The organism is Cupriavidus sp. UGS-1 (assembly GCF_021213615.1).
Lineage (GTDB): Bacteria > Pseudomonadota > Gammaproteobacteria > Burkholderiales > Burkholderiaceae > Cupriavidus.
Genome location: NZ_JAJQJF010000013.1, coordinates 1 through 20470, shown reverse-complemented (window position 1 = coordinate 20470; position 20470 = coordinate 1). Strand labels below are relative to the sequence as shown.

Here is a 20470-nt window from a genome sequence, read left to right as displayed (position 1 = left end):
CGGCAACTATAGCTTCTGGCGCCGCCGGTCTTGCAGCCTCGGCAGCGCTCACTAAGCTGGCCCGCACCCGGCCGAACGGCGATCTGATGCCGCGCCCGGCTCACGCCATGGACACGTCGAATTCCCCGCAGACCTTTGACACCCACGCACAGGCCGAGCCCCCGGCCGCCGCGCATGCCGAGTCCCACGCCGACTACCCGCTGCGCCGCCGCGTGGCCGCACTGCTGCTGGCCGGTACCGTTCTGTTGCCGCTGTGCCTGCTTGCCGGCTGGGGCTGGCTCGCGCTGCGCGATGCGTTCGCCGATGCCGAGCGGCAATGCGTGCTGATCGCACGGGTGGTGCAGGAACACGCGAGCAAGGTGATGGAAAGCAACCGCCTCGCCGACCAGCGCCTGCGCGACCTGACCGTGCATTGGAGCAACGCGGACATCCGGCACCATGAGCTCGAGCTGCATCGGCGCATGGCGCGGATGGGCCGCGATCTGCCGCAGGCCTTCGCGCTGGGGATCTTCGGCGACGATGGCACGCTGCTGGCCAGCAGCCTGCTGTATCCGGCTCCGCCTCTCAATATCGCGGGACGGGAAGACTATCGCGCCATCATGCTCGAGCGCGAGCCCGCGCACCTGTCCGCGGTGCTGCTGGGCGGCGTGATCCCCGAACCGGTGTTCAAGGCGAGCATGCCGCGCATGCACGGCCAACGGCTTGCCGGCATCGTGTCGATCTCGCTGCGGCCTTCCTATTTCGCCGACTTCTACCGGCAATTGCTGGAGAACACCGATGGATACCGCGCGGCGCTGGTGCGCGGCGATGGCGCGGTGCTGGCCGCCTATCCATGGCCAGACCCGGACGCCGCGCGGTTCGCCGCCCAGGTCCGGCACCTGCGCGAGGGAGATGGACCGGAGCGGGTCGGGCGCGCCGACGGCCATGCCTGGCTGGTCGCGGTCCACCCGGTCGGCGACGGGGTGGCCAGCGCGATGGTCAGCGTGCCGTATCGCGTGGTCTACCGCGCCTGGTGGCGGCGCATGGCGCCCGCCTCGCTGGCTGCCGCCATTGTCTCGGCGGTGCTGTCCTTGTCGTTGTGGAGCGCGCTGCGGCGCATTCGTGCCGAGGAGGCGGTGCGGCGGCGCTGGCGCGACGAACGCGCGCGGCGAGAGCAACTGGAGAAGCGCTACCGGCAGTCGCGCAAGTTCGAGGCGATGGGGCAGTTGATCGCCTCGGTCGCGCATGACTTCCGCAATGTGCTGGCGGTGATCTCGGCCTATACCGATGTGCTGATCCTGCGCACCGGCGGGGCGGGACATCGCAGCGGGGGCGATGGCGCGGATCGGGGGGATCGGGTGGAGCGGGTGGAGCGAGCCGAGCGAGCCGAGCGAGCCGAGAGGGCGGACCGCGCCAACCGTACCGCGCTGGCCGGCATCCGCAAAAGCCTGGCCAGCGGCGCGCTGCTGGCCGATCGGCTGCTGGGCGTGGTGCGGCGGCGCGAGCATCGCCGCGAGTCGATCGCGCTCGACGAGGAGCTGCAGCAATGCGATCCGCTGATCCGCGCGACCCTCGGCCCCGGGATTGCGTTGCGCTATGCGGTCAGTCCCGATTGCCTGCCGGTCCATGCGGACCGCTGCGAGCTGGGGCTCGCGCTGTTGAACCTCGCGGCCAACGCGCGCGATGCGATGCCCGAGGGCGGCCTGCTGGAGATCGGTGCCGCCAATCTGGGCGCGGCCTCAAGCGGCGCGGCGACGCTGCCGCCGGAGCTCGATGCACGCCGCGGGGTGGAGGGTTCTGTCGATGGGGCAGAGCGTCGACGGCCGGAAGAGCGGACGGACGGGCCGGCCGATGAGGCGGCCGATGAGGCGGCGGACGGTCCTGCGGCCGATGCCGCGACGCCGATGCGGGGCGTCTACGTGCGGATCTGGGTCAGCGACAGCGGCATCGGCATGCCGGCCCATGTCGCGGACCGGGCGCTGGAGCCGTTGTTTACCACCAAGCCGGACGGGGTCGGCACCGGTCTGGGCCTGAGCCAGGTCGCCGATTTCTGTCGTGAGGCGGGCGGCGCGGTGACGGTGCGCTCGGCGCCGGGAAAGGGGACCACGGTGACGCTGTTCCTGCCGGCCTGCCATCTGCCCCGGCGCAGCTGAGCTGGCGCAAGCGCTGCGGTTTGCCAGTGCCCAACGCCCTCTCCCCCGACCCCTCTCCCGCAAGCGGGAGAGGGGAGCAAACCAGCGCGCCTTCTCCATGCCGACGGTGTTCTCCCTCTCCCGCAAGCGGGAGAGGGGAGCAAACCAGCGGGCCTTCTCCATGCCGACGGTGTTCTCTCCCTCTCTCGCAAGCGAGAGAGGGCAGCAAACCAGCGGGCTTTTCCCATGCCGACGGTGGTCTCCCTCTCCCGCTTGCGGGAGAGGGCTGGGGAGAGGGCAGCGGCGCGTCTGTTGGCGCCGCGGTTCGGTCAGCGCTCCCGCTGCTGTGCCAGCGCGTAATAGCGGGGGATCTGCGCGAGCGCGAATTCGGCCGCGGCCTCGCGAACCTCGTTGCGGGCGCCGCGCAGGCGCACGGTTTCGGAAAACTCGACGGTGCGGCCGTTACCGCGGCCGGTCTGCCTGAAGATCCAGGCGAAGCACTGCGTACCGGGCGGCGTGCCGTCGTCTCCCTTGCCATCGGCAATGCCGGTATTGGCGATCGCCAGGTTGGCATCGGTCAGCGCGAGTACCCCGCGCGCCATCGCCAGCGATACCTCTTCACTGGTCAGGCCGTAACGGCGGATCGTTTCCGGCGAAACGCCGAGCACGCGATGCTTGATCGCCGGCGCATAGGCAACCACCGCGCAGCGCAGCGCGTCGCCGCAGCCGGGCACATCGGCGATGCGCGCGGCGATCAGGCCGGCCGTGCACGACTCCGCGGTAGCCAGTTGCAGGCCATGCCGCAACAGAAAGCGTGCGGCCTCCTCATGGGCATTCATCTCGTTTTCCTCCCGAGTCAATGACCGCCGGTGTGCAGATTCCATGCCATCGGCGGCCTTGGTCAAATCTGCACGTTTTGCCGAGTGGTCCACGGCGGACATCGGAAAAGTGTGTAAAAAGCGGCCCCTGCATGAAATTCCGAACGCCGGCAGCACGCCGACAGTGGTGATTGGCCACGGTCGGAGCGGTGCTCGGCCACGCAAGCGGCGGCGGTATGGATATTGCGTCTGGCCTCGAAGCCGCGGGTGCCCAGCGCTGATGCGCCCGCTCCGTGGCGATCCGATACAACCGGAGCACAAGGAGTCGAGGCATGCAGCAATCCACCAGCAATCCGCGAGAACGCAGTGTCACCGGGGCACCGTTTGCCGCGCCGGGGACCCGCACCGACCGGTCTGGCGATGAGGTGCGCAGCCGCAGTGCCGATCCCGGTCAAAGCAGTTACGGCGGCTTCAAGAACGAGAACCCCAGCTACCAGCGGCAGGGCGATGCGGCGCGCGGATCGGAGACCGGCCCGGCGCGCAACCGCGTCAGCTATTCCGACGATCGCATTCTGGATCGGGTCTGCGAGCGCCTGTGGCGCGCGGGGCTCGACGTCAGCGAGGTATCCGTTCGCGTCGAAGGCGGCCACGTGACGCTCGAAGGCCAGGTCGGCAGCCGCACGGCACGCCGGCAGATCGAAGCGTGCGTCGACGGCTGCCAGGGCGTCTCCGATATCGAGAACCGGATCCGGGTCGCGCCGGACCGCACCGAGTCTCAAGGGTGAGCCATCGAACGAGGGCCAACCCACGCAGTGCCTGCACAGTAAATCCCCACCACGATAAAAGGAGTTTCGAATGGACAAGTCCAAGATTCCGAGCGCCCAACGCGCCGCGCTGAGCCTCCTGCTCGACGACCACCGCAACGTCAAGAAGCTGTTCAAGTCGTTCGAGAGCGCGAAGGAGCGTTCCGAGAAGGAACAGATCGCGCAGCAGACCTGCCACGAGTTGACCGTGCACGCGCAGATCGAGGAGGAGATCTTCTATCCCGGCTTGCGCGGGGTCCACGAGAAGCTCGACGACATGCTCGATGAAGCGAAGGTCGAACACCAGGTCGCCAAGGACCTGATCGCGGCCATCGAAGGCGATCTGGGCGGCGAGATGCTGGAGGCCAACTACAAGGTGCTGTCGGAGTACGTCAACCACCACGTGCAGGAAGAGGAGAACGAACTCTTCAAGATGGTCATCAGCAAGAACGTGGAATTGGGCGAGATGGCCGAGCAGATGGCCGCCCGCAAGGAAGAGCTGATGGGGGCCATGGCCTAGGTTGGCCACCGTCGCCCCCGCGCAGGCGGGGGCCCAGCAGCTTTGCGGCTCCGGGTTTGCGGCTTGGATAAGCCGCTGGGTTCCCGGCTGCGCGGAAACGACATTCCCATCCCACTCGGCGGCGAGCTTGCCGCCCCTCTCACACCTTGTGGTGAATCGGCCCGGGCACCGGCGGCAACGGTGCGCCGCGCTCTCCGCGCTCCCCGGGCTCCGGCGCGTCGATCGCATCGGCGGCTTCGGCCCCGGCGATCGGGCTGGCCGGTTCGCCTGGATCGGCCGCCTCCAGCTCGTTGTAGACGCCCAGGATGCCAGGCCCGATCGCCGCCGCCTTGGCGATGCGCTCGGCGGTCGGCAGGTCGGCCACGCGTCCGCGCAGCCGGATGCGCTTGTCCTCGATTCCGACCTCGATACCCTGCGGCATGGCGCCGCCGAATTCCTCGGCGATATGCTCGCGTGCCTGCCGCAGCAGGTCATCGTCCTGTGCGGCGGTATCGGTGCCGGCCGGCGGAGAGGGCTGCGAAGGATTGGCGTTTGACATGGGCATGCTCGTCGGAATCAGGAAAGGAAAGAAGGGCGCGCGCCGTGGTGGTTCTCACGCGCCCGGCCAATGAGACAGCGGGGCCGCGCCATCAGCGCTGGGCGATGCCGCTGCGCCACGTCATGGTCCGCGTCGACATCGACTTGCCCTGCGACAGCCGTTCTTCCAGCATCGGCAACGACCGCTTGGCGAAGGCCCGCAACGCCGGATCCTTGCCGATCTCGGCCTGCCGCTGGAACAGCGCCAGCGCCTGCCGATTAGCGTCGACCGCGACGATCTGCACGAACATCTTGTCGAACTCGGCGCCCTTCAGCGAACGCAGCTTGGTGACCTCGGGCGCCTCGGGCAGCCGCTGTTCGGGCTGAACGCCCTTGCTTTGCGCGATGCGCGCCAGTTCCGCCGCGAGCGCGCGGTAGTCGCGCGCGGCGCTGCGGGCGTAGGCCAGCAGCGTCGGATCGGCGGAGACCTCGAGCGCCATGCTCGCGGTCTCGACGCCCATCGCGGCGGTCAGGATCGCTTCGTCGATAAAGCGCAGGTCGTCGGTCGACAGCGACGTCGCGGGCGGCTTGGAAGCGCCGGTGGGCGGCGTCGCCAGCGGCGAGGTGGCGGACGGCTGCGCCGACACCGGTCCGGCAGCAAGCGCGGTGGCCACGGCCACGGCGGCCAGCAGTAACTGGGCCGCCATGCCAGGGGTGGATGCGATCGTCGTCATCGCGGATCTCCATCGACGCAACGCCGCCGGCGCGCCAACGCCGGTGACGCGCGTCAGCTCTCGGACTTGTGGTCCGGCTTGCCCTTCTGGGGCGTCGATGCCATGTCGTGCAGTTCCTTCTCGCTCATCGACTTGTACATCGACTTCGACGCGCCCTTGAGCTCGCCGACCTTCCTGTCGCCGCGCTTGGCCGACAGCGCCGCGCCGGCGGCCATTTGCTGCGATTTCGATTTGGCTGGCATCGGGTCCTCCATTGACAGTCAGGGTCGGGTGGTGGGGGAGGGTTGCAATCTTGCAAGCCTTGTAAATCCCGGTCGTTGCCCCGGTCGTTGCCGCGGCCCGCAGGCAAGCGGCATTCGACGTCAGCGGGACGTCAGCGGGACGGCTTGGCCGGCTGCGAAACGCCTTCCAGCGCCTCGCCCGCGCCGCCGGTATCGCCGGTCTTCACCGCCAGGTCGCCCAGCGACACCATGCCGACCAGATGATGGTCCTTGTCGATCACCGCCAGACGGCGGATCTGATGCGCCGCCATCTTCTCGCGGGCGGTATCGATCGACTCGTCATCGCTGCACCACTGCACGTCCTCGCTCATCGCCTGGGTGACCTTGGTGTTGGCCGGGTCGGCCCCGGCGGCGGTGCAGCGCACGGTGATGTCGCGGTCGGTGACCATGCCGGTCAGCCGGCGCCCGTCGCAAACGGGAAGCGCGCCGACATCGAGCTGCGCCATCAGTTCGGCCGCGCGCTTGATGGTGTCGTCCTGCGTCAGAAAGGCCGGCTGTGCGGTCATCACATCGCGTAGCACGCCGCCTGACCGCTGGGCGCCGCCTCCTTGCATCTGGGTTGCCATCGTCGTTTCTCCTTGCGGATGGTTGGCACTGCGTGCGCTTCGCACGCATCGACGGTTTCGCAAGATGCGTTCCAGAGCGCCTGCCTGGATGACGCCGCCGTGACACGCCGCGCGCGACCGTTCGCCGCGACGGTACGGTTCTTGCGCGGCTGCATGGATACGGGCGCGCATCGCGCCGGACCACGTGCAGGAGATCGATATGCGAAACGAATCCATGCGACGCAATCGGCCGGACCAATCCTGGCCTGGCTACGACCAACGTGACGATGGCTGGAGCGACAACCGCTCCGAACGCTGGGCCCAGGACGACTGGCAGGCGGAATCGGAAGGCAACGAGTGGGAGTCGCGCTGGCGCCGGGCGCAGATGACGCCCTACCAGCTCAGCGAGGGCGGCCCGCCGCGTGGCGCGTTCGATGACGACGATACCTACGGTACCGGCTATGGCCGCGAAGCCGGCCGGCAGAGCCAGCCATACCGCGGCGGCGGCAGCGGCGGCTATGGCGAGGGGCGCTACAGCGGCGAGCAATACACCAGCGGTCAGTCAGGCCGCGGTCAATACGGCCGCGCGCAAGGTGGCGGGCAAGGCGGCGGTGGCGGCCAGTATGGGCGCGGATATGGCCGCGGCGGATACGGTGGCAGCCAGTCCGGCTATGGCTCCGAATATGGGTCGGAGTACGGCGGCCGATATGGCGGCCGATATGGCGGTGAATATGGCGGCGAATACGGCAGCCAATATGGGCGTCAATACGGCGGGCAATCCGGCAGCGAATATGGTGGTCAATACGGTGGCCAATACGGCGGTGAATCCGGCAGCAGCAGCGGATATGGCCGCGGCGAATCTTCGACCCGCCGCAACGAGTACCGCACCGACCCGTGGCAGTCCGGCTATTCCGGCGCCGCGGCGCTGGAGACCGGCACCGGCCCCTCGTACGCGACCGGCACGCGCGGCGACGAATGGAGCGACGAGGACGAGCGCTACGGTGGAACGAGCGGAACGACCACGTGGCGCGGCGGCCAGCGGCAGGGCATGCGCAACCGAGACCAGGACTGGCTGCGCGAAGCCGAACGCAGCGGTGGCTACAGCAACGCCGGCACGTCGAACTACGGCTGGGATCGCTTCGACGACGACTGGCCCGGCCGCAACTACGCGGTGCCGGAACACCGCTACGGCGGTGACTATCGCGAGGAATGGTCGGGCCGCGACGCCGGCCGGCTGTCGGCCGGCGAGCTGAGCTATGGCGGCGGCTACGGCGGCGAATATCGCGGCGGATACCGCGGTGACTATGGCCGCGACGAGCGCCGCGAACGCGACGACGATCGCGACGAACATGGTCCGCTGTACAACATCGGCCGGCGCATCGGCGAGGCGGTCAGCGAATTCTTCGGCACCGACGACCGGCCGCAGCGCCGGGTCGGCCCGAAGGGCTATCGCCGCAGCGACGAGCGGGTCCGCGAGGCCGTCTGCGAACGGCTGGCCTATGCCGAAGGGCTGGATGTCAGCGAGGTGACGGTCGACGTCGACGGCGGCATCGTCAAGCTCGGCGGCACCGTGCGCGACCGCAACGAGAAGTACGACATCGAGGACCTGGTCGACAACGTATTCGGCGTGACCGACGTGGAGAACGATATTCGCGTCCGCCGCGACAGCGGGGAATCGCCGGCGAAGATGGACGATCTGAAGGGCTGGACGCCGGACTGATCGCGTCGGCGAGGCGGGCGGTTTTGTCCGGCGGCCCGCCCGCCGCCCGCCGGCAACCTGACGTTGCGTGCGCCACCGCACGCGTGTCAGACAGCCGCCGATGGCGCCGCGCCGCCTCCTTGGGCAATATTGCGCCCACAACAGGGAGGGCGCCATGACCGCCAATGAGGGTTTGATCGCCGCCAACCGCACGGCGGCACCGCGCGATGCCGGCGCACCGGCATCGGGCCAGGCTGACACCGGAAACACGCGCGCGCCATGGTGGCAGCTGGGCGTCTACTGCAGCGCGCCGGCCGTATTTCTGTGGATCGCGTCGCGCCTGCCGGAACCCATGCTGGCCCAGATGTTCCGCGGCGACGCGATGCCGCTGGTGCTCAATCAGCTCGGCGACGCGCTGTTCTTCTGCGGCTGGGTCATCAGCGCGATCCTGCTGTGGGGCAGCCGGCGCCAGCCGCCAGCCGCCTGACCTGCGAAATCCACCATCAACCGGTTACGAGGCCGCGCCGGCCACGCCGGCCTCCTCGCGCCTGAGCACGCGCAGCCGCAGCACGCCGGGCAGCGCGGCCAGCGCCTGCTCCAGCTCGGCCGATGGCGCCTTGTCCAGATCGGTGACGACATAGCCGGTGGTGCCGCGCGTCTCCAGATGCTGTCCCGCGATATTGATGCCCTCGCGCGCGAGCAGCGTGTTCAATGCCGCCAGCGCGCCCGGCGCATTGCCGTGGACGTTCAATAGCCGCGCCGGACAATCGACCGGACCGGGATCGACCTCGGGGAAATTGACCGCGCCGATGGTGGCGCCGGTGGTCAGGTAATTGACCAGCTTGGCCGCGACCTCGACGCCAATGTTCTGCTGCGCCTCCTCGGTACTGCCGCCGATATGCGGGGTCAGCAGCACGTTGGGCAGGTTCTGCAGTTCGCTGACGAAGGCGTCCTTGTTGTTCTTCGGTTCGCTGGGGAAGACGTCGATGGCGGCGCCGCCGAGCCGTCCCTGGCGCAAGGCTTCGGCCAGTGCGGGAATATCGACCACGCTGCCGCGCGAGGCGTTGATCAGCATCGCGCCGCGCTTGAAGGCGGCCAGCACGGTCGCGTCGATCATATTGCGTGTGCGCGGCGTCGCCGGAACGTGCAGCGTCACCACGTCGGCATGCGCGACCGCGTCGGCCAGCGAGCCGGCCGCCTTGGCCGAGCCCAGCGACAGCCGCGGCTGCACGTCGTAGTAGACCACCCGCATGCCCATCGCCTCGGCCAGCACGCCGACCTGCGAGCCGATATTGCCGTAGCCGACGATGGCGAGCGTCTTGCCGCGCGCCTCGAACGCGCCGGCCGCGCCCTTGGCCCATTTGCCGGCATGCGCCAGCGTGTTTTTCTCGGGGATCCGGCGCAGCAGCATCACCGCTTCGCTGACGACCAGCTCGGCCACCGAACGCGTATTCGAGAACGGCGCGTTGAATACCGGAATGCCGGCCGCGGTCGCGGCGGCGAGGTCGACCTGCGAGGTGCCGATGCAGAAGCAGCCGATCGACAGCAGATTCGCGGCGTGGCGAATGTCGTCGGCATGCAGATGGGTCGCCGATCGGATGCCGATCAGCTCATTGGCGGCCAGCACTTCGTGCAGTTCGCCGCCGGCCAGCGCACCGGCGCGGCGGTCGACCTGCAGTCCGGCCTCGGCCAGCCGTTCGCTGGCGCTTTCGTGAATGTTCTCGAGCAGCATTACCTTGGTCATCGCGGCCTCTTGTGGCGATCGTGGTGGGCCCGACGGTGTCGGTGCAGCGCTCTATCTTGCCTCAACTTCGGCAGGGAAGTGAGGTAGGCGACGATTTGCGGCGCGCCGGACGGACCGGCAGCGGGCCGCGTTCGGCGTTCTTGGCGTGGGACGTGGAGTGGGCGCCGGAGTGCGAGCTGGAGTGCGGGGACGTCGATGTCCTGGCCGAAGCGCCGAGCATTGCGTGGGCACGGATCAGCGGGGTCTCGTCGTTCGCCGCTTCCGCGTGCTGCGCATCGCGACGGTCGCTGAATTCGTTCAGGTTGACCTGCATCCGCTGCAGCAGCGTCGACAGCATCGTGCGTTCGTCGCTGCTGAACGGGCTGACCGACACCGAATGCAGGGCCTTGAGCGACTGCGCGATGCGCTGCACGCGCGCACGCTCGGCCTCGGGAACGACCGGCTGTCCTTCAGGCAGCGCGGGGCCGCACGCCATGCCGGCGCCGTCGACGAAACCGATCCAGCGATCGCGATGCAGTTCGGCCAGCAGATGCTCGGCCATCTCGACGTCGATCAGGATTGCGCCGAGGTAAGGGCGGTGCCGCACATAGTCGCCGCGCGCGATGGCACGCAGCAGGATCCATTTGACGTAGGTCAGGCCGGAGGAAGACAGCGTCGTATCGAGCGCGCGCTGCCAGGCTTTCATCGCCTCGACCAGGGCCACGATCGTCGGCTCTCCTGCATCACTGCGGTGCAGCGTCATCCATGTCTCCCTGTCATGTTTTTGAACGGCGTAACGTACACGAAAACGATGGCAGTTCGAGGGCAACTAAGGGAAATCGAGGACAACGTTTCCCTTCGATATGACGGCCGCGCCGCAGCGTTCACGCCGCCGCCATCGCCGCTTCCCGGTGACCGACCGGCCGGTCGTCGATTGGCCAGTGCAGCACGACCGCGCCGAGCCCGACCACGATCGCGCCCATCCACACCAGATCGTAGGAACCGGTCCGGTCGAACAGATAGCCGCCGAGCCAGACGCCGAGGAAGGAGCCGAGCTGATGGCCAAGAAAGACGAAGCCGAACAGCGTCGCCACATAGCGGGTGCCGAACACCTGCGAGACCAGCCCGCTGGTCAGCGGCACCGTGCCCAGCCAGACGAAGCCCATTACCGCGGCGAACACGAAGACGCTGACGCTGGAGAGCGGCACCAGCAGGAACAGCGCGATCGCCGCGGTGCGCAGCAGATAGATGCCGGCCAGCGCCCGATGCCGCCGCACATGGTTGCCGAGCAGTCCGCACAGATAGGTGCCGGCGATATTGGCCAGCGCGATGATCGCCAGCGCGATCACCGCGTCGCGCGCGGACAGCCCGCGGTCGAGCAGATAGGCGGGCAGGTGCGAGGCGATGAAGGCGAGCTGGAAGCCGCAGGCCAGAAAGCCGATGTTCAGCAGCCAGAAGCCGCGATGCCCGCAGGCCTGGCGGATCGCGGCGCGCATCGATTGCCGGTTGCCGTCCGTGTTCGCCTGCGGCGCTGCCGATGCCGCCGCCGATGCTGTCGTCGATGCCTCGGCTGCCCGGGCACCGCGTTCGCGCAGCGGCCATACCAGCGGCAGCGCCAGCAGCGCGCAGACGGCCATCGACCACAGCGCGGCGCTCCAGCCGATCTGCTCGACGCCCGCCTGCACCGCCGGCACCAGCAGGAACTGGCCGAGTCCGCCGAACGAACCGGCCACGCCCAGCGCCCAGCCGCGTCGCTCGGCGCTGACCAGCCGGCTCAGCGCGGCGAACACCACGCCGAAGGTCGTGCCCGACAGCGCCAGGCCGAGGCAGATGCCGGCGCTCCAGACGAAGGCGGCGTTGGTGGTCGCCTGCGTCATCGTGTAAAGCCCCAGCGCATACAGCAGCAGGCCGGCCAGCATCACCCGGGCCGAGCCGAAGCGGTCGGCGATCATGCCGGCAAACGGTTGCGCCAGCCCCCAGACCAGGTTCTGCACCGCCATCGCGAAGCCGAACGCCTCGCGCGTCCAGCCGCGCTCCATCGTGATCGGCAGCAGGAACAGGCCCTGCACATGGCGCATGCCGAGCGCGAGGCCGAGGATCAGGCCGCCGGCCACGACCAGCACCAGCGGATCGGTGGCGGACAGCCGGGGAGCGGGGGAGGCGGCGCCGAGGGGAGAGCGGGAATGGGGCATGGTCGTGACGGCCTTCGAATGAGCGGTTAGCATGCGGTGACATCCACCGGATTCCATTAAGCCGGCTGCATGCGTGCAGCTCAATTGATTTCTTTGTCCGCTCGCATGCGATAGTGGAATGCGAAAGATAGAAAGGACCGCCATGCAACACCTCGTCGGCTTGCCGTCGCTCGATCTGCTCAAGGGATTTGTCGCCGTCGGCCGGCGCATGAGCATCACGCTCGCCGCCGAGGACCTGTGCCTGACCCAGTCGGCGGTCAGCCGGCAGATCAGCGCGCTGGAGGCGCAGCTCGGGGTGCAACTGCTGGTGCGCCGGCATCGCGCGATCGCGCTGACCGGTGCCGGCGAGCGGCTGTTCCGCAGCGCCAACGCCGCGGTCCAGCAGATCCAGGACGTGGTCGGCGAGTTGCGCGTGCAGGTCGCGCAGCGGCCGGTCACGCTGACCGCGAGCGTCGGCGTCACCGGGCTGTGGCTGCTGCGGCGGCTGGGGCGTTTGCAGCAGGCGCATCCGGGGCTGGAGCTGCGGCTGTCGGCCAGCAACCGGGTGGCGGACCTGCGCGCCGAGCAGATCGATCTGGCGATCCGCTACTGCGCCGCCGACCATGCGCCGCCGGGCGCGATCGCGCTGTTCGGCGAGACCATCGTGCCGGTCGCGCATCCCGCGCTGGGCGTCGCGGCGATCGACAGCGTGCGGGCGCTGCAGGGCCTGAATCTGCTCGAGCTCGACGACGACACCAATCCGCGGCTGCGCTGGCGCCATTGGCTCGAGGAGCGCGGCTGGCAGGGAGCGAAGCCGCGCGCGATGACGCAGTTCAACCAGTACGACCAGGTCATCCATGCCGCGCTGGCGGGACAGGGCGTCGCGCTGGGGCGGCTGGAACTGATCCGTGACCTGCTCGACGACAGGCAGCTCGGCGTGGTCGCCGCGCCGCCGCCGGCTTCGGGCGACAGCTTCGGCTACTGGCTGATCCAGGCGGACGAGCGTCCGCGTGCCGATGTGTTGAAGGTGGTGGCATGGATCCGCCAGGAGGCGGCGGGGCATCGGATCGGAAGTTGACTTTCCCGAGTTCGGCGGTGGGTCTCTGTTGAGTTCGGTCAAAATACTGTATAAATATACAGTATCCGAAAGCCGAGTCTTTCCGGCGCTGTGAAGCGCATAACAGCGCACAAGAGCGCGCACACCAATGCACAGATGGTGCACGGAGAGACCTAGAGACCACCATGATTGCGTCATCGCCTGCCGTCACGTCACCGCCTTCCCTGCCGCAAGCCCCGCTGGATCGCCAGCGCGCGCTGGCCGAACTGGAGCGGCGCCATCCCGACCTGTGGCGGGCCGGCCAGCTCGGCCGCGCCGCCTCGCTGCCGGTATGGCCGACCGGCTACGACGCGCTGTCGGCACAGTTGCCTGGCGGCGGCTGGCCGGTCGGCGCGGTGACCGAGCTGCTGGTGCCGGACCACGGCGTCGGCGAAGTGCGCCTGTTGCGGCCGGCCTTGCAATCGCTGACCGAGGCCGGGCGCCGGCTGGTATGGATCGGCGCGCCGCATGCCGTCAATGCGCCGGCGCTGGCGGCCTGGGGTTTGCCGGCCCGGCAGGTGTATTGGGTCCGGGCCAACGAAGAGGAGGGCGCGGCCCGCCAGGCCGCCGCCAAGGGCAGGCGTCCGGCTCGCCAGACCGCCCAGGCCACTCAGGCCGCCCGCCAGGCCGATCTGCTGTGGGCCGCCGAGCAGGTGTTGCGCAGCCAGGCCTTCGGCGGCGTGCTGGTGTGGCTGCCCTCGGCCCGTCCCGAGGCGGTGCGGCGGCTGCAGGTGCTGGCCCAGGCCAGCGACGCGGTGGTCTGGGTCTGCCGTCCGGCCGCGGCCCTGCGCGAATCGTCGCCGGCGGTGCTGCGGCTGCTGCTGTCGCCGCTGCCCGGCAATGCGCTGTCGATCGTGTTCCACAAGCGGCGCGGACCGGTGCGCGATACCCCGCTGATCCTGCCGCTCGGCGCGATGCCGGCGGTGCCGGCCGGGCGCTCGGCGGTGGCCGAGCCGGTGCCCGAATCGATGCCGGAGTCGATGTCCGAATCGATGTCCGAATCGATGACCCCGGCGGCCGCCAGCGCCAACGAATCCCTCCACGAGTCCGATCATGCCGTTCTGGATCGCGGTGCATCTGCCGCGCCTGCCGCTGGACGCGCTGCACCCCAGCTGGCCTGAGGCCGCGGGCAGCACCGGCAGCCACCGCGGCAGCCACACCGGCACGCTGAGCCATGCGGTGCCGACGGTCGTGCTGGAGCAGGAGCGGGTGGTGCTGGCCAACCGGCCGGCGATGGCGCTGGGCGTGTCCGCCGGCATGCGGCGCGGCGGCGTGCAGGCGCTGTCGGCGGAGATCGTCCATCTGGAGCGCGACCCGGCCGCCGAAGCGCAACTGCTGACCGCGGCCGCGCTGGCGCTGCTGCGCTTCACGCCGCAGGTCACGCTGGACGAGGAACTCGGCCCCGCCACCGTCGCGCTCGACGTGACCGCCAGCCTGCGCCTGTTCGGCGGCCATCGCGCGCTGTGCCGCGCGGTGCGCGCCTGCGTGCGCAGCCTCGGCACCTTCGCCCAGATCGGCTGCGGTACCACCGCCCATGGCGCCGCCTGGCTGGCCGCGATGCCGCTGCGGCTGGGGCGCCGCGGCCAGGTGCTGCGGCCCGCGCGGCGGGCGGTGCGGGCCGAGCGGATGGCGCGGCTGCTGGACCGGCTGCCGGTCGAGATGCTGGCAAGCCTGGCCGATCCGCGCTGGCTCGACGGCATCGGTTGCCGCACCGTCGGTGAGGTCCGCTGGCTGCCGCGCGCGGGACTGCAGCGCCGGCTCGGCACGGACCTGCTGGCGCGGCTGGACCAGGCCTATGGCGAGACGCCGGCGCGCCTGGGCTGGTTCGCCGCGCCGCCGGCCTTCGCCGAACGGATGGAACTGCCGGGGCGGACCGAATCGGCCGCCGGCGTGCTGGCCGGCGCGCAGCGTCTGCTGCAGGCGGTGGCCGGCTGGCTCACCGTGCATCAGGCCGGCGTCACGCGCTTCGTGCTGCGGCTCGAACACGAACGCCAGCGGCGCGACGCCGCCATCGCCGCCACGCCGGTGACGGTCAGCCTGGCCCAGCCCAGCCGCGATCCCGGGCATCTGTCGCGGCTGCTGCAGGAAAAGCTCGACCGGCTGCAGTTCGATGCGCCGGTGGTCGGCCTGATGCTGAAGGTCGAGACCGTGGCCGAATGCCTGCCGCAGAGCGACACGCTGTTTCCCGAGCCGGGCGGCGGGCAGGCCGAACTCGGCCGCGTGCTCGATACGCTGGTGGCGCGGCTGGGCCGCGAAAACGTGCTGCAGCCGCATCCGCTGGCCGACCATCGGCCCGAATGCGCCAACCGCTGGCGGCCGGTCGACGAAGCCGGCGCGGGCCGCGCCAACGCATCACCGCGCACTTCGCCGCGCGCTTCGACGCGCGCTTCAATGATTGCGGCCGATGGGATTGCCTTGCCCGACCGCCCGCTGTGGCTGCTCGAACCGCCGCTGCGCCTGCCGGTGCGCCGGCATCGCCCCTGCCACGGCACCCCGTTGACGCTGCTGTCCCGGCCCGAACGCATCGAGTCAGGCTGGTGGGACGGCGCCCTCGCCACGCGCGACTACTTCATCGCCGAACGCAGCGACGGCCTGCGCTGCTGGGTCTATCGAGAACGGCCGGGGCGCGAGGGGGACGAGGAGGGGGAGTACCGGTGGTTTTTGCAGGGGTTGTTTGGGTGAGGAGAGCGCGTATGTTCTCCGCCGAGGGGCCTCAATGCACTTCCGCGACTTGCTATCGCCCGACTATTGGTATATCTTTTTGATATACATCAAACAGGAGGGTAGCGTGGAAACCGCAAAGATCTTCTGGTCCGGCCGCTCCCAGGCCGTCCGTCTGCCAAAGGACTTTCGCTTCGAGAGCGCCGAAGTTCGCATTCGCCGCCACGGCAATGCGGTCATTCTCGAACCCATCGCCGACGATTGGAAATGGCTCGATCAGGTCGTCGGTCCCGTCGACGAAGACTTTGTGCAGGCGGTCAACGAGCAGCCCGCTGAACAGGATCGCCCCGAGCTGGATTTTTTCAAGTGAGATATCTGCTCGACAGCAACGCCGTGATCGCCATCATGAAAGGCCACACCGGCGTCCTTTCGCACCTGCGCCAGCATCAGCCCCGGGATTTTGGCATCCCGTCAATCGTGGCGCATGAGCTCTTCTATGGAGCGTACAAGGGACAGCGCACTGCCGAAAATCTGGCCCGAGTGGAGGCATTGCAGTTCGAAGTCCTGGATTTCGACCGTGAGGATGCACGCCATGCGGGGGAATTGCGGGCGATGTTGGCAGCGGCCGGCACACCCATAGGACCGTACGATGTCCTGATTGCAGGGCAAGCAGTCGCCCGAAAGCTCACGCTGATTACGCACAATGTGAGGGAGTTCCAGCGTGTGCCTGGTATCTCGGTAGAAGATTGGGAGTCCTGAAAATACGTCGGGACTGGTTGCGGTGCCTCTTCAGTAGCCTCCTTCGGGAGGCTTTTTCATTGGCCGCCGTGCTGGCATGGGGCGTGATGTGTCTTGCCTTCTCGAAGGCAAATACTGTATAAATATACAGTGCCAATCCAAGGCATTCCTTCTCGCAGTGCTGTGTCCCAAGCTCCACCCCAACCCCCGTTTTCCACGTCGTCGCTGCCGCCATCGCTGGCGTCGCTGCTGCTTGGCAGCCTGCCCGACTACGCGGAGCTGCACTGCATTTCCAACTTCACTTTCCTGACCGGTGCTTCCCATCCCGAGGAGCTGATCGAACGCGCGCTGGCGCTGGGCTATCGCGGGCTGGCGCTGACCGACGAGGCCTCGGTGGCTGGCACGGCGCGGGCGCATCACGCGCTGAAGACGCTGCGCGAGCGTACCCGCGAGGCGGTGGAGCGCAGTGCGGCGCGGCTGGCGAGGATGGCCGCCGGCGCTTCACCCGACGACGCGGACGACGATGACGAATACGACGATGACGACAACGAAATGTGGCTCGCGGCGCCATCGTCAGGCCCGGGGGCAGCCGCTGCCATGGCCGATTCGCCGGCAGGCGGGACGGTCCAGCCGGAGTTCCTGCGCCGGCATGCGCGCCTGCTGGCCCGGGCCGAGGCGGCCGAAGCCTTCCGGCTGCTGATCGGCAGCCGCATGACGCTGCAGGCGGATGCGGGGGAGGGCAACGGCGAACTGGGTTTGCGGCAGCGCGACGTCCCGTCCGATGTCCCCTCCGGCATCCGGCTGATCCTGCTGGCGCAGGACCGCGAAGGGTTCGGCAATCTGTGCGAGCTGATCACGCTCGGACGCCGGCGCGCCGACAAGGGCAGCTACCAGCTGTACCAGCACGACATCAGCGATCCCGCTGCCGAAGAAGCGCATCTGCTCGGCATGCCGCATTGCCTGGCGCTGCTGCTGCCGGACTACTGCGCCGACCCCGACACGCTGCGCGCGCAGGCGCAATGGTGCCGGGCGGTCTTCGGCGAGCGCGTTTGGATTGCGCTGGAGCTGCTGCAGGAACATGCCGACGCGCTGCATCGCGAGCGGCTCGAGGCGGTGGCCGCGGAAACCGGCGTGCCGCTGGTGGCCGCCGGCGCGGTGCAGATGCATGTGCGTTCGCGCAAGCCGCTGGCCGATGTGCTGACGGCGATCCGGCTGGGCCAGCCGCTGGGCGCCTGCGGCATGGCGCTGGCGCCCAATGCCGAGCGCCATCTGCGGATGCGGCAGCGCCTGTCGCGGCTCTATCCGCGCGAGGCGCTGGCGCAGACGGTGAAGATCGCGCAGGCCTGCGACTTCTCGCTCGATGCGCTGCGCTACGAATATCCCGAGGAGCTGGTGCCGAAGGGCCATACGCCGAGTTCCTACCTGCGCCAGGAGACGCTGGCCGGCGCGGCACTGCGCTATCCCGACGGCATTCCGCAATCGGTGCGGCAACGGCTCGAGGACGAGTTCGCGCTGATCGAGGAAAAGGGCTACGAGCATTTCTTCCTGACCGTCTACGACATCGTCCGCTTTGCCCGCGGCAAGGGCATCCTGTGCCAGGGCCGCGGCTCGGCCGCCAATTCGGTGGTCTGCTACTGCCTGTACATCACCGAGGTCAGCCCCGAGCAGACCAATCTGCTGTTCGGCCGCTTCATCTCGCGCGAGCGCGACGAGCCGCCCGATATCGACGTCGACTTCGAGCACCAGCGGCGCGAGGAGGTGATCCAGTACATCTACGACCAGTACGGCCGCCATCGCGCCGCGCTGGCCGCGACGCTGATCACCTATCGCGCCCGCAGCGCGCTGCGTGACGTGGGCCGCGCGCTCGGCATCGACCCCGGCGTGGTCGAGCAGGTGGTCAAGGGCCAGGCGTGGTGGGAGAGCGGCCACACCTTCGTCGAGCGCATCGCGCGCTACGGGCTCGACCCGGATTCGCCGGCGGTGCGCCAGTGGGCCAGCCTGGTGGCGCAGCTGCGCGGTTTTCCGCGCCACCTGTCGCAGCATGTCGGCGGCTTCGTGATCGCGCGCGACAAGCTGTCGCGGCTGGTGCCGATCGAGAATGCGGCGATGGAGAAGCGCAGCGTGATCCAGTGGGACAAGGACGATCTCGAATCGCTGGGCCTGCTGAAGGTCGATGTGCTGGCGCTCGGCATGCTGACCGCGATCCGGCGCGCGCTGGCGATGATCCCGAATCCGAATCCCGCGCATCCGCAGCTGCCTTGCCGCATGGAGGACATTCCGCAGGACGACGAGGATACCTACGACATGCTGTGCAAGGCCGACACCATCGGCGTGTTCCAGGTCGAGTCGCGCGCGCAGCAGTCGATGCTGCCGCGGCTGCAGCCGCGCCGCTACTACGACCTGGTGGTCGAGGTCGCGATCGTGCGGCCGGGGCCCATCCAGGGCGGCATGATCCATCCCTATCTGAAGCGGCGCGAGATGGTCCGCCGCACCGGCAAGCTGCCGACCTATCACAACGAGGTGATCCGCCGCGTGCTGGGCCGCACGCTGGGCGTGCCGATCTTCCAGGAACAGGTGATGCAGCTGGCCATCGATGCGGCGGGCTTCACGCCGGGCCAGGCCGACCAGTTGCGCCGCTCGATGGCCGCGTGGCGGCGCAAGGGCGATCTGAAGCGACACCAGGATGCGTTGATCAAGGCGCTGACCCGCAACGGCTATCCGGATGCATTCGCGCAGGCGATCTGCAAGCAGATCGAGGGCTTCGGCGAATACGGCTTCCCCGAAAGCCACGCCGCGAGCTTCGCCAAGCTGGTCTATGTCAGCGCCTGGATCAAGCGCCATCATCCCGCGGCCTTTCTTTGCGCCTTGCTGAACAGCCAGCCGATGGGCTTCTATTCGCCGTCGCAGCTGGTGCAGGACGCGCGCCGCCATCGCGTCAGGTCGCTGCCGCCGGACGTGACGGTCAGCGGCTGGGAAAGCGTGCTGGAGAACGACGCGGTACGGCTCGGCCTGAACCGGGTCAAGGGCATGCGCGAGGCCGCGGCGCTGCGGATCGAACAGGCCCGGCTCGAGCGGCCCTTCGCCAGCGTCGAGGACCTGGTGCTGCGCGCCGGGTTCGATCGGCACGATATCGACGTGCTGGCCGCGGCCGATGCGCTGCGCTCGCTGGCCGGCCATCGCCGCCAGGCCCGCTGGCAGGCGCGCGCCGCGGCGGTGCAGGCCGCGCATCGCGACCTGCTGCACAGCGCGCCGCCGGCCGAGGGCGCGCTGGCGCTGCCGGCGCCGAAGCTGGGGCAGGAGCTGGTGGACGACTACGCCAGCCTGGGCCTGTCGTTGAAGGCCCATCCGCTGACGCTGCTGCGCCGGCGCCTGGCGGCGATGGGCTATGCCACCGCGCGCGATCTGGCCCGGCTACCCAATGGGCGGCGGGTGCGCGCCTGCGGCATCGTCACCGTGCGCCAGCGGCCCGGCACCGCCAGCGGCACGATCTTCTCGTCGATCGAGGACGAGACCGGTTCGGTCAACGTGATCCTGTGGCCCGATCTGGTCGACCGCCAGCGCAAGGAGGTGCTGGGCGCGGCCTTGCTCGGCGTGGTCGGCACCTGGCAGCGGCAGGGCGAGGTCCGGCATCTGATCGCCAAGGAACTGGTCGACCTCAGTCCGCTGCTGGGCCGGCTGGTGGCGGGCAGCCGGGATTTTCATTGACGTTGTTGCAGGGCGGCTTCGTTGCGAAAGCCGCTGGGCCCCCGCCTTCGCGGGGGCGACGAATCCATGCGATGTCGCTTGTTGCCACGTCGTCCCCGCGTACGCGGGGACCCAGTGACTCTCGACGCTGCGTCACCGGTCCTCCAAAACGCCGCTGGGCCCCCGCCTTCGCGGGGGCGACGAATCCATGCGATGTCGCTTGCTACCACGTCGTCCCCGCGAACGCGGGGACCCAGTGACTCTCGACGCTGCGTCACCGGTCCTCCAAAACGCCGCTGGGCCCCCGCCTTCGCGGGGGCGACGAATCCATGCGATGTCGCTTGCTACCACGTCGTCCCCGCGAACGCGG

Annotated in this window: 19 protein-coding genes; 11 read left to right on the top strand and 8 right to left on the bottom strand. The window is 69.1% G+C overall.

Annotation, left to right across the window (positions count from 1 at the left end):
* The first annotated feature begins 107 nt into the window (after window positions 1-107).
* On the top strand, window positions 108-2132 hold the full coding sequence (locus LRR16_RS16775) for an ATP-binding protein (RefSeq protein ID WP_232206575.1): 2025 nt from the start codon (window positions 108-110) through the stop codon (window positions 2130-2132).
* A gap of 308 nt (window positions 2133-2440) precedes the next feature.
* Here the strand turns inward: LRR16_RS16775 and LRR16_RS16770 are convergent, their stop codons facing one another.
* Window positions 2441-2950 carry a CinA family protein gene (locus tag LRR16_RS16770; protein ID WP_232206574.1) on the bottom strand — a complete coding sequence of 170 codons (510 nt, stop codon included), beginning with the start codon at window positions 2948-2950 and terminating at the stop codon, window positions 2441-2443.
* 311 nt (window positions 2951-3261) lie between these two features.
* Here LRR16_RS16770 and LRR16_RS16765 point away from each other — a divergent pair, with 311 nt between their 5' ends.
* Both LRR16_RS16765 and LRR16_RS16760 read left to right on the top strand, forming a co-directional pair.
* Window positions 3262-3714, top strand: coding sequence for a BON domain-containing protein (locus LRR16_RS16765; RefSeq protein WP_232206573.1), 453 nt, complete (start codon window positions 3262-3264; stop codon window positions 3712-3714).
* A gap of 70 nt (window positions 3715-3784) precedes the next feature.
* Complete coding sequence (locus tag LRR16_RS16760) at window positions 3785-4252, top strand: hemerythrin domain-containing protein (protein WP_006576894.1); 468 nt, start codon at window positions 3785-3787, stop codon at window positions 4250-4252.
* A gap of 139 nt (window positions 4253-4391) precedes the next feature.
* Here LRR16_RS16760 and LRR16_RS16755 read toward each other — a convergent pair whose 3' ends face one another.
* From LRR16_RS16755 to LRR16_RS16740, 4 genes are all read right to left on the bottom strand, one after another.
* Entirely contained in the window at window positions 4392-4790 is a 399-nt protein-coding gene (locus LRR16_RS16755; protein ID WP_064573947.1) for a BON domain-containing protein, read from the bottom strand.
* Window positions 4791-4881: 91 nt separating this feature from the next.
* Window positions 4882-5502, bottom strand: a complete 621-nt coding sequence (locus tag LRR16_RS16750; RefSeq protein WP_232206572.1) for a DUF4142 domain-containing protein — start codon at window positions 5500-5502, stop codon at window positions 4882-4884.
* Window positions 5503-5555: 53 nt separating this feature from the next.
* Window positions 5556-5744 (bottom strand): DUF3008 family protein, encoded by a 189-nt coding sequence (locus LRR16_RS16745; protein ID WP_006576892.1) that lies wholly within the window; start codon window positions 5742-5744, stop codon window positions 5556-5558.
* A gap of 131 nt (window positions 5745-5875) precedes the next feature.
* On the bottom strand, window positions 5876-6349 hold the full coding sequence (locus LRR16_RS16740) for a CBS domain-containing protein (protein WP_082928328.1): 474 nt from the start codon (window positions 6347-6349) through the stop codon (window positions 5876-5878).
* 199 nt (window positions 6350-6548) lie between these two features.
* Between LRR16_RS16740 and LRR16_RS16735 the strand changes: the two genes are divergently transcribed.
* Together LRR16_RS16735 and LRR16_RS16730 are read left to right on the top strand one after the other, a co-directional pair.
* Complete coding sequence (locus LRR16_RS16735) at window positions 6549-8048, top strand: BON domain-containing protein (RefSeq protein WP_232206571.1); 1500 nt, start codon at window positions 6549-6551, stop codon at window positions 8046-8048.
* A gap of 154 nt (window positions 8049-8202) precedes the next feature.
* Complete coding sequence (locus tag LRR16_RS16730; protein WP_232206570.1) at window positions 8203-8514, top strand: hypothetical protein; 312 nt, start codon at window positions 8203-8205, stop codon at window positions 8512-8514.
* Window positions 8515-8538: 24 nt separating this feature from the next.
* Here LRR16_RS16730 and serA read toward each other — a convergent pair whose 3' ends face one another.
* From serA to LRR16_RS16715, 3 genes are all read right to left on the bottom strand, one after another.
* Window positions 8539-9771 (bottom strand): phosphoglycerate dehydrogenase, encoded by a 1233-nt coding sequence (gene serA / locus LRR16_RS16725; protein ID WP_006576888.1) that lies wholly within the window; start codon window positions 9769-9771, stop codon window positions 8539-8541.
* Between the two features lie 61 nt (window positions 9772-9832).
* Window positions 9833-10513 (bottom strand): hypothetical protein, encoded by a 681-nt coding sequence (locus LRR16_RS16720; RefSeq protein WP_232206569.1) that lies wholly within the window; start codon window positions 10511-10513, stop codon window positions 9833-9835.
* A 121-nt stretch (window positions 10514-10634) separates the two neighbouring features.
* Window positions 10635-11942 (bottom strand): MFS transporter, encoded by a 1308-nt coding sequence (locus LRR16_RS16715; RefSeq protein WP_232206568.1) that lies wholly within the window; start codon window positions 11940-11942, stop codon window positions 10635-10637.
* Window positions 11943-12084: 142 nt separating this feature from the next.
* Between LRR16_RS16715 and LRR16_RS16710 the strand changes: the two genes are divergently transcribed.
* From LRR16_RS16710 to LRR16_RS16685, 6 genes are all read left to right on the top strand, one after another.
* Window positions 12085-12999: a LysR substrate-binding domain-containing protein gene (locus LRR16_RS16710; protein ID WP_232206567.1), complete on the top strand. Its 915-nt coding sequence runs from the start codon at window positions 12085-12087 to the stop codon at window positions 12997-12999.
* Between the two features lie 164 nt (window positions 13000-13163).
* Entirely contained in the window at window positions 13164-14138 is a 975-nt protein-coding gene (locus LRR16_RS16705; protein WP_232206566.1) for a damage-inducible protein, read from the top strand.
* Complete coding sequence (locus LRR16_RS16700) at window positions 14071-15699, top strand: DNA polymerase Y family protein (RefSeq protein ID WP_232206565.1); 1629 nt, start codon at window positions 14071-14073, stop codon at window positions 15697-15699. The genes LRR16_RS16705 and LRR16_RS16700 overlap by 68 nt, the downstream gene beginning before the upstream one ends.
* Window positions 15700-15805: 106 nt before the next feature.
* A complete protein-coding gene (locus LRR16_RS16695; RefSeq protein WP_006577142.1) occupies window positions 15806-16048 on the top strand; it encodes an antitoxin in 243 nt (80 codons plus the stop codon).
* A complete protein-coding gene (locus LRR16_RS16690; protein WP_006577143.1) occupies window positions 16045-16437 on the top strand; it encodes a type II toxin-antitoxin system VapC family toxin in 393 nt (130 codons plus the stop codon). Before LRR16_RS16695 ends, LRR16_RS16690 begins: the two co-directional genes overlap by 4 nt.
* Before the next feature lie 240 nt (window positions 16438-16677).
* Entirely contained in the window at window positions 16678-20121 is a 3444-nt protein-coding gene (locus LRR16_RS16685; RefSeq protein WP_370646840.1) for an error-prone DNA polymerase, read from the top strand.
* Window positions 20122-20470: the final 349 nt, after the last annotated feature.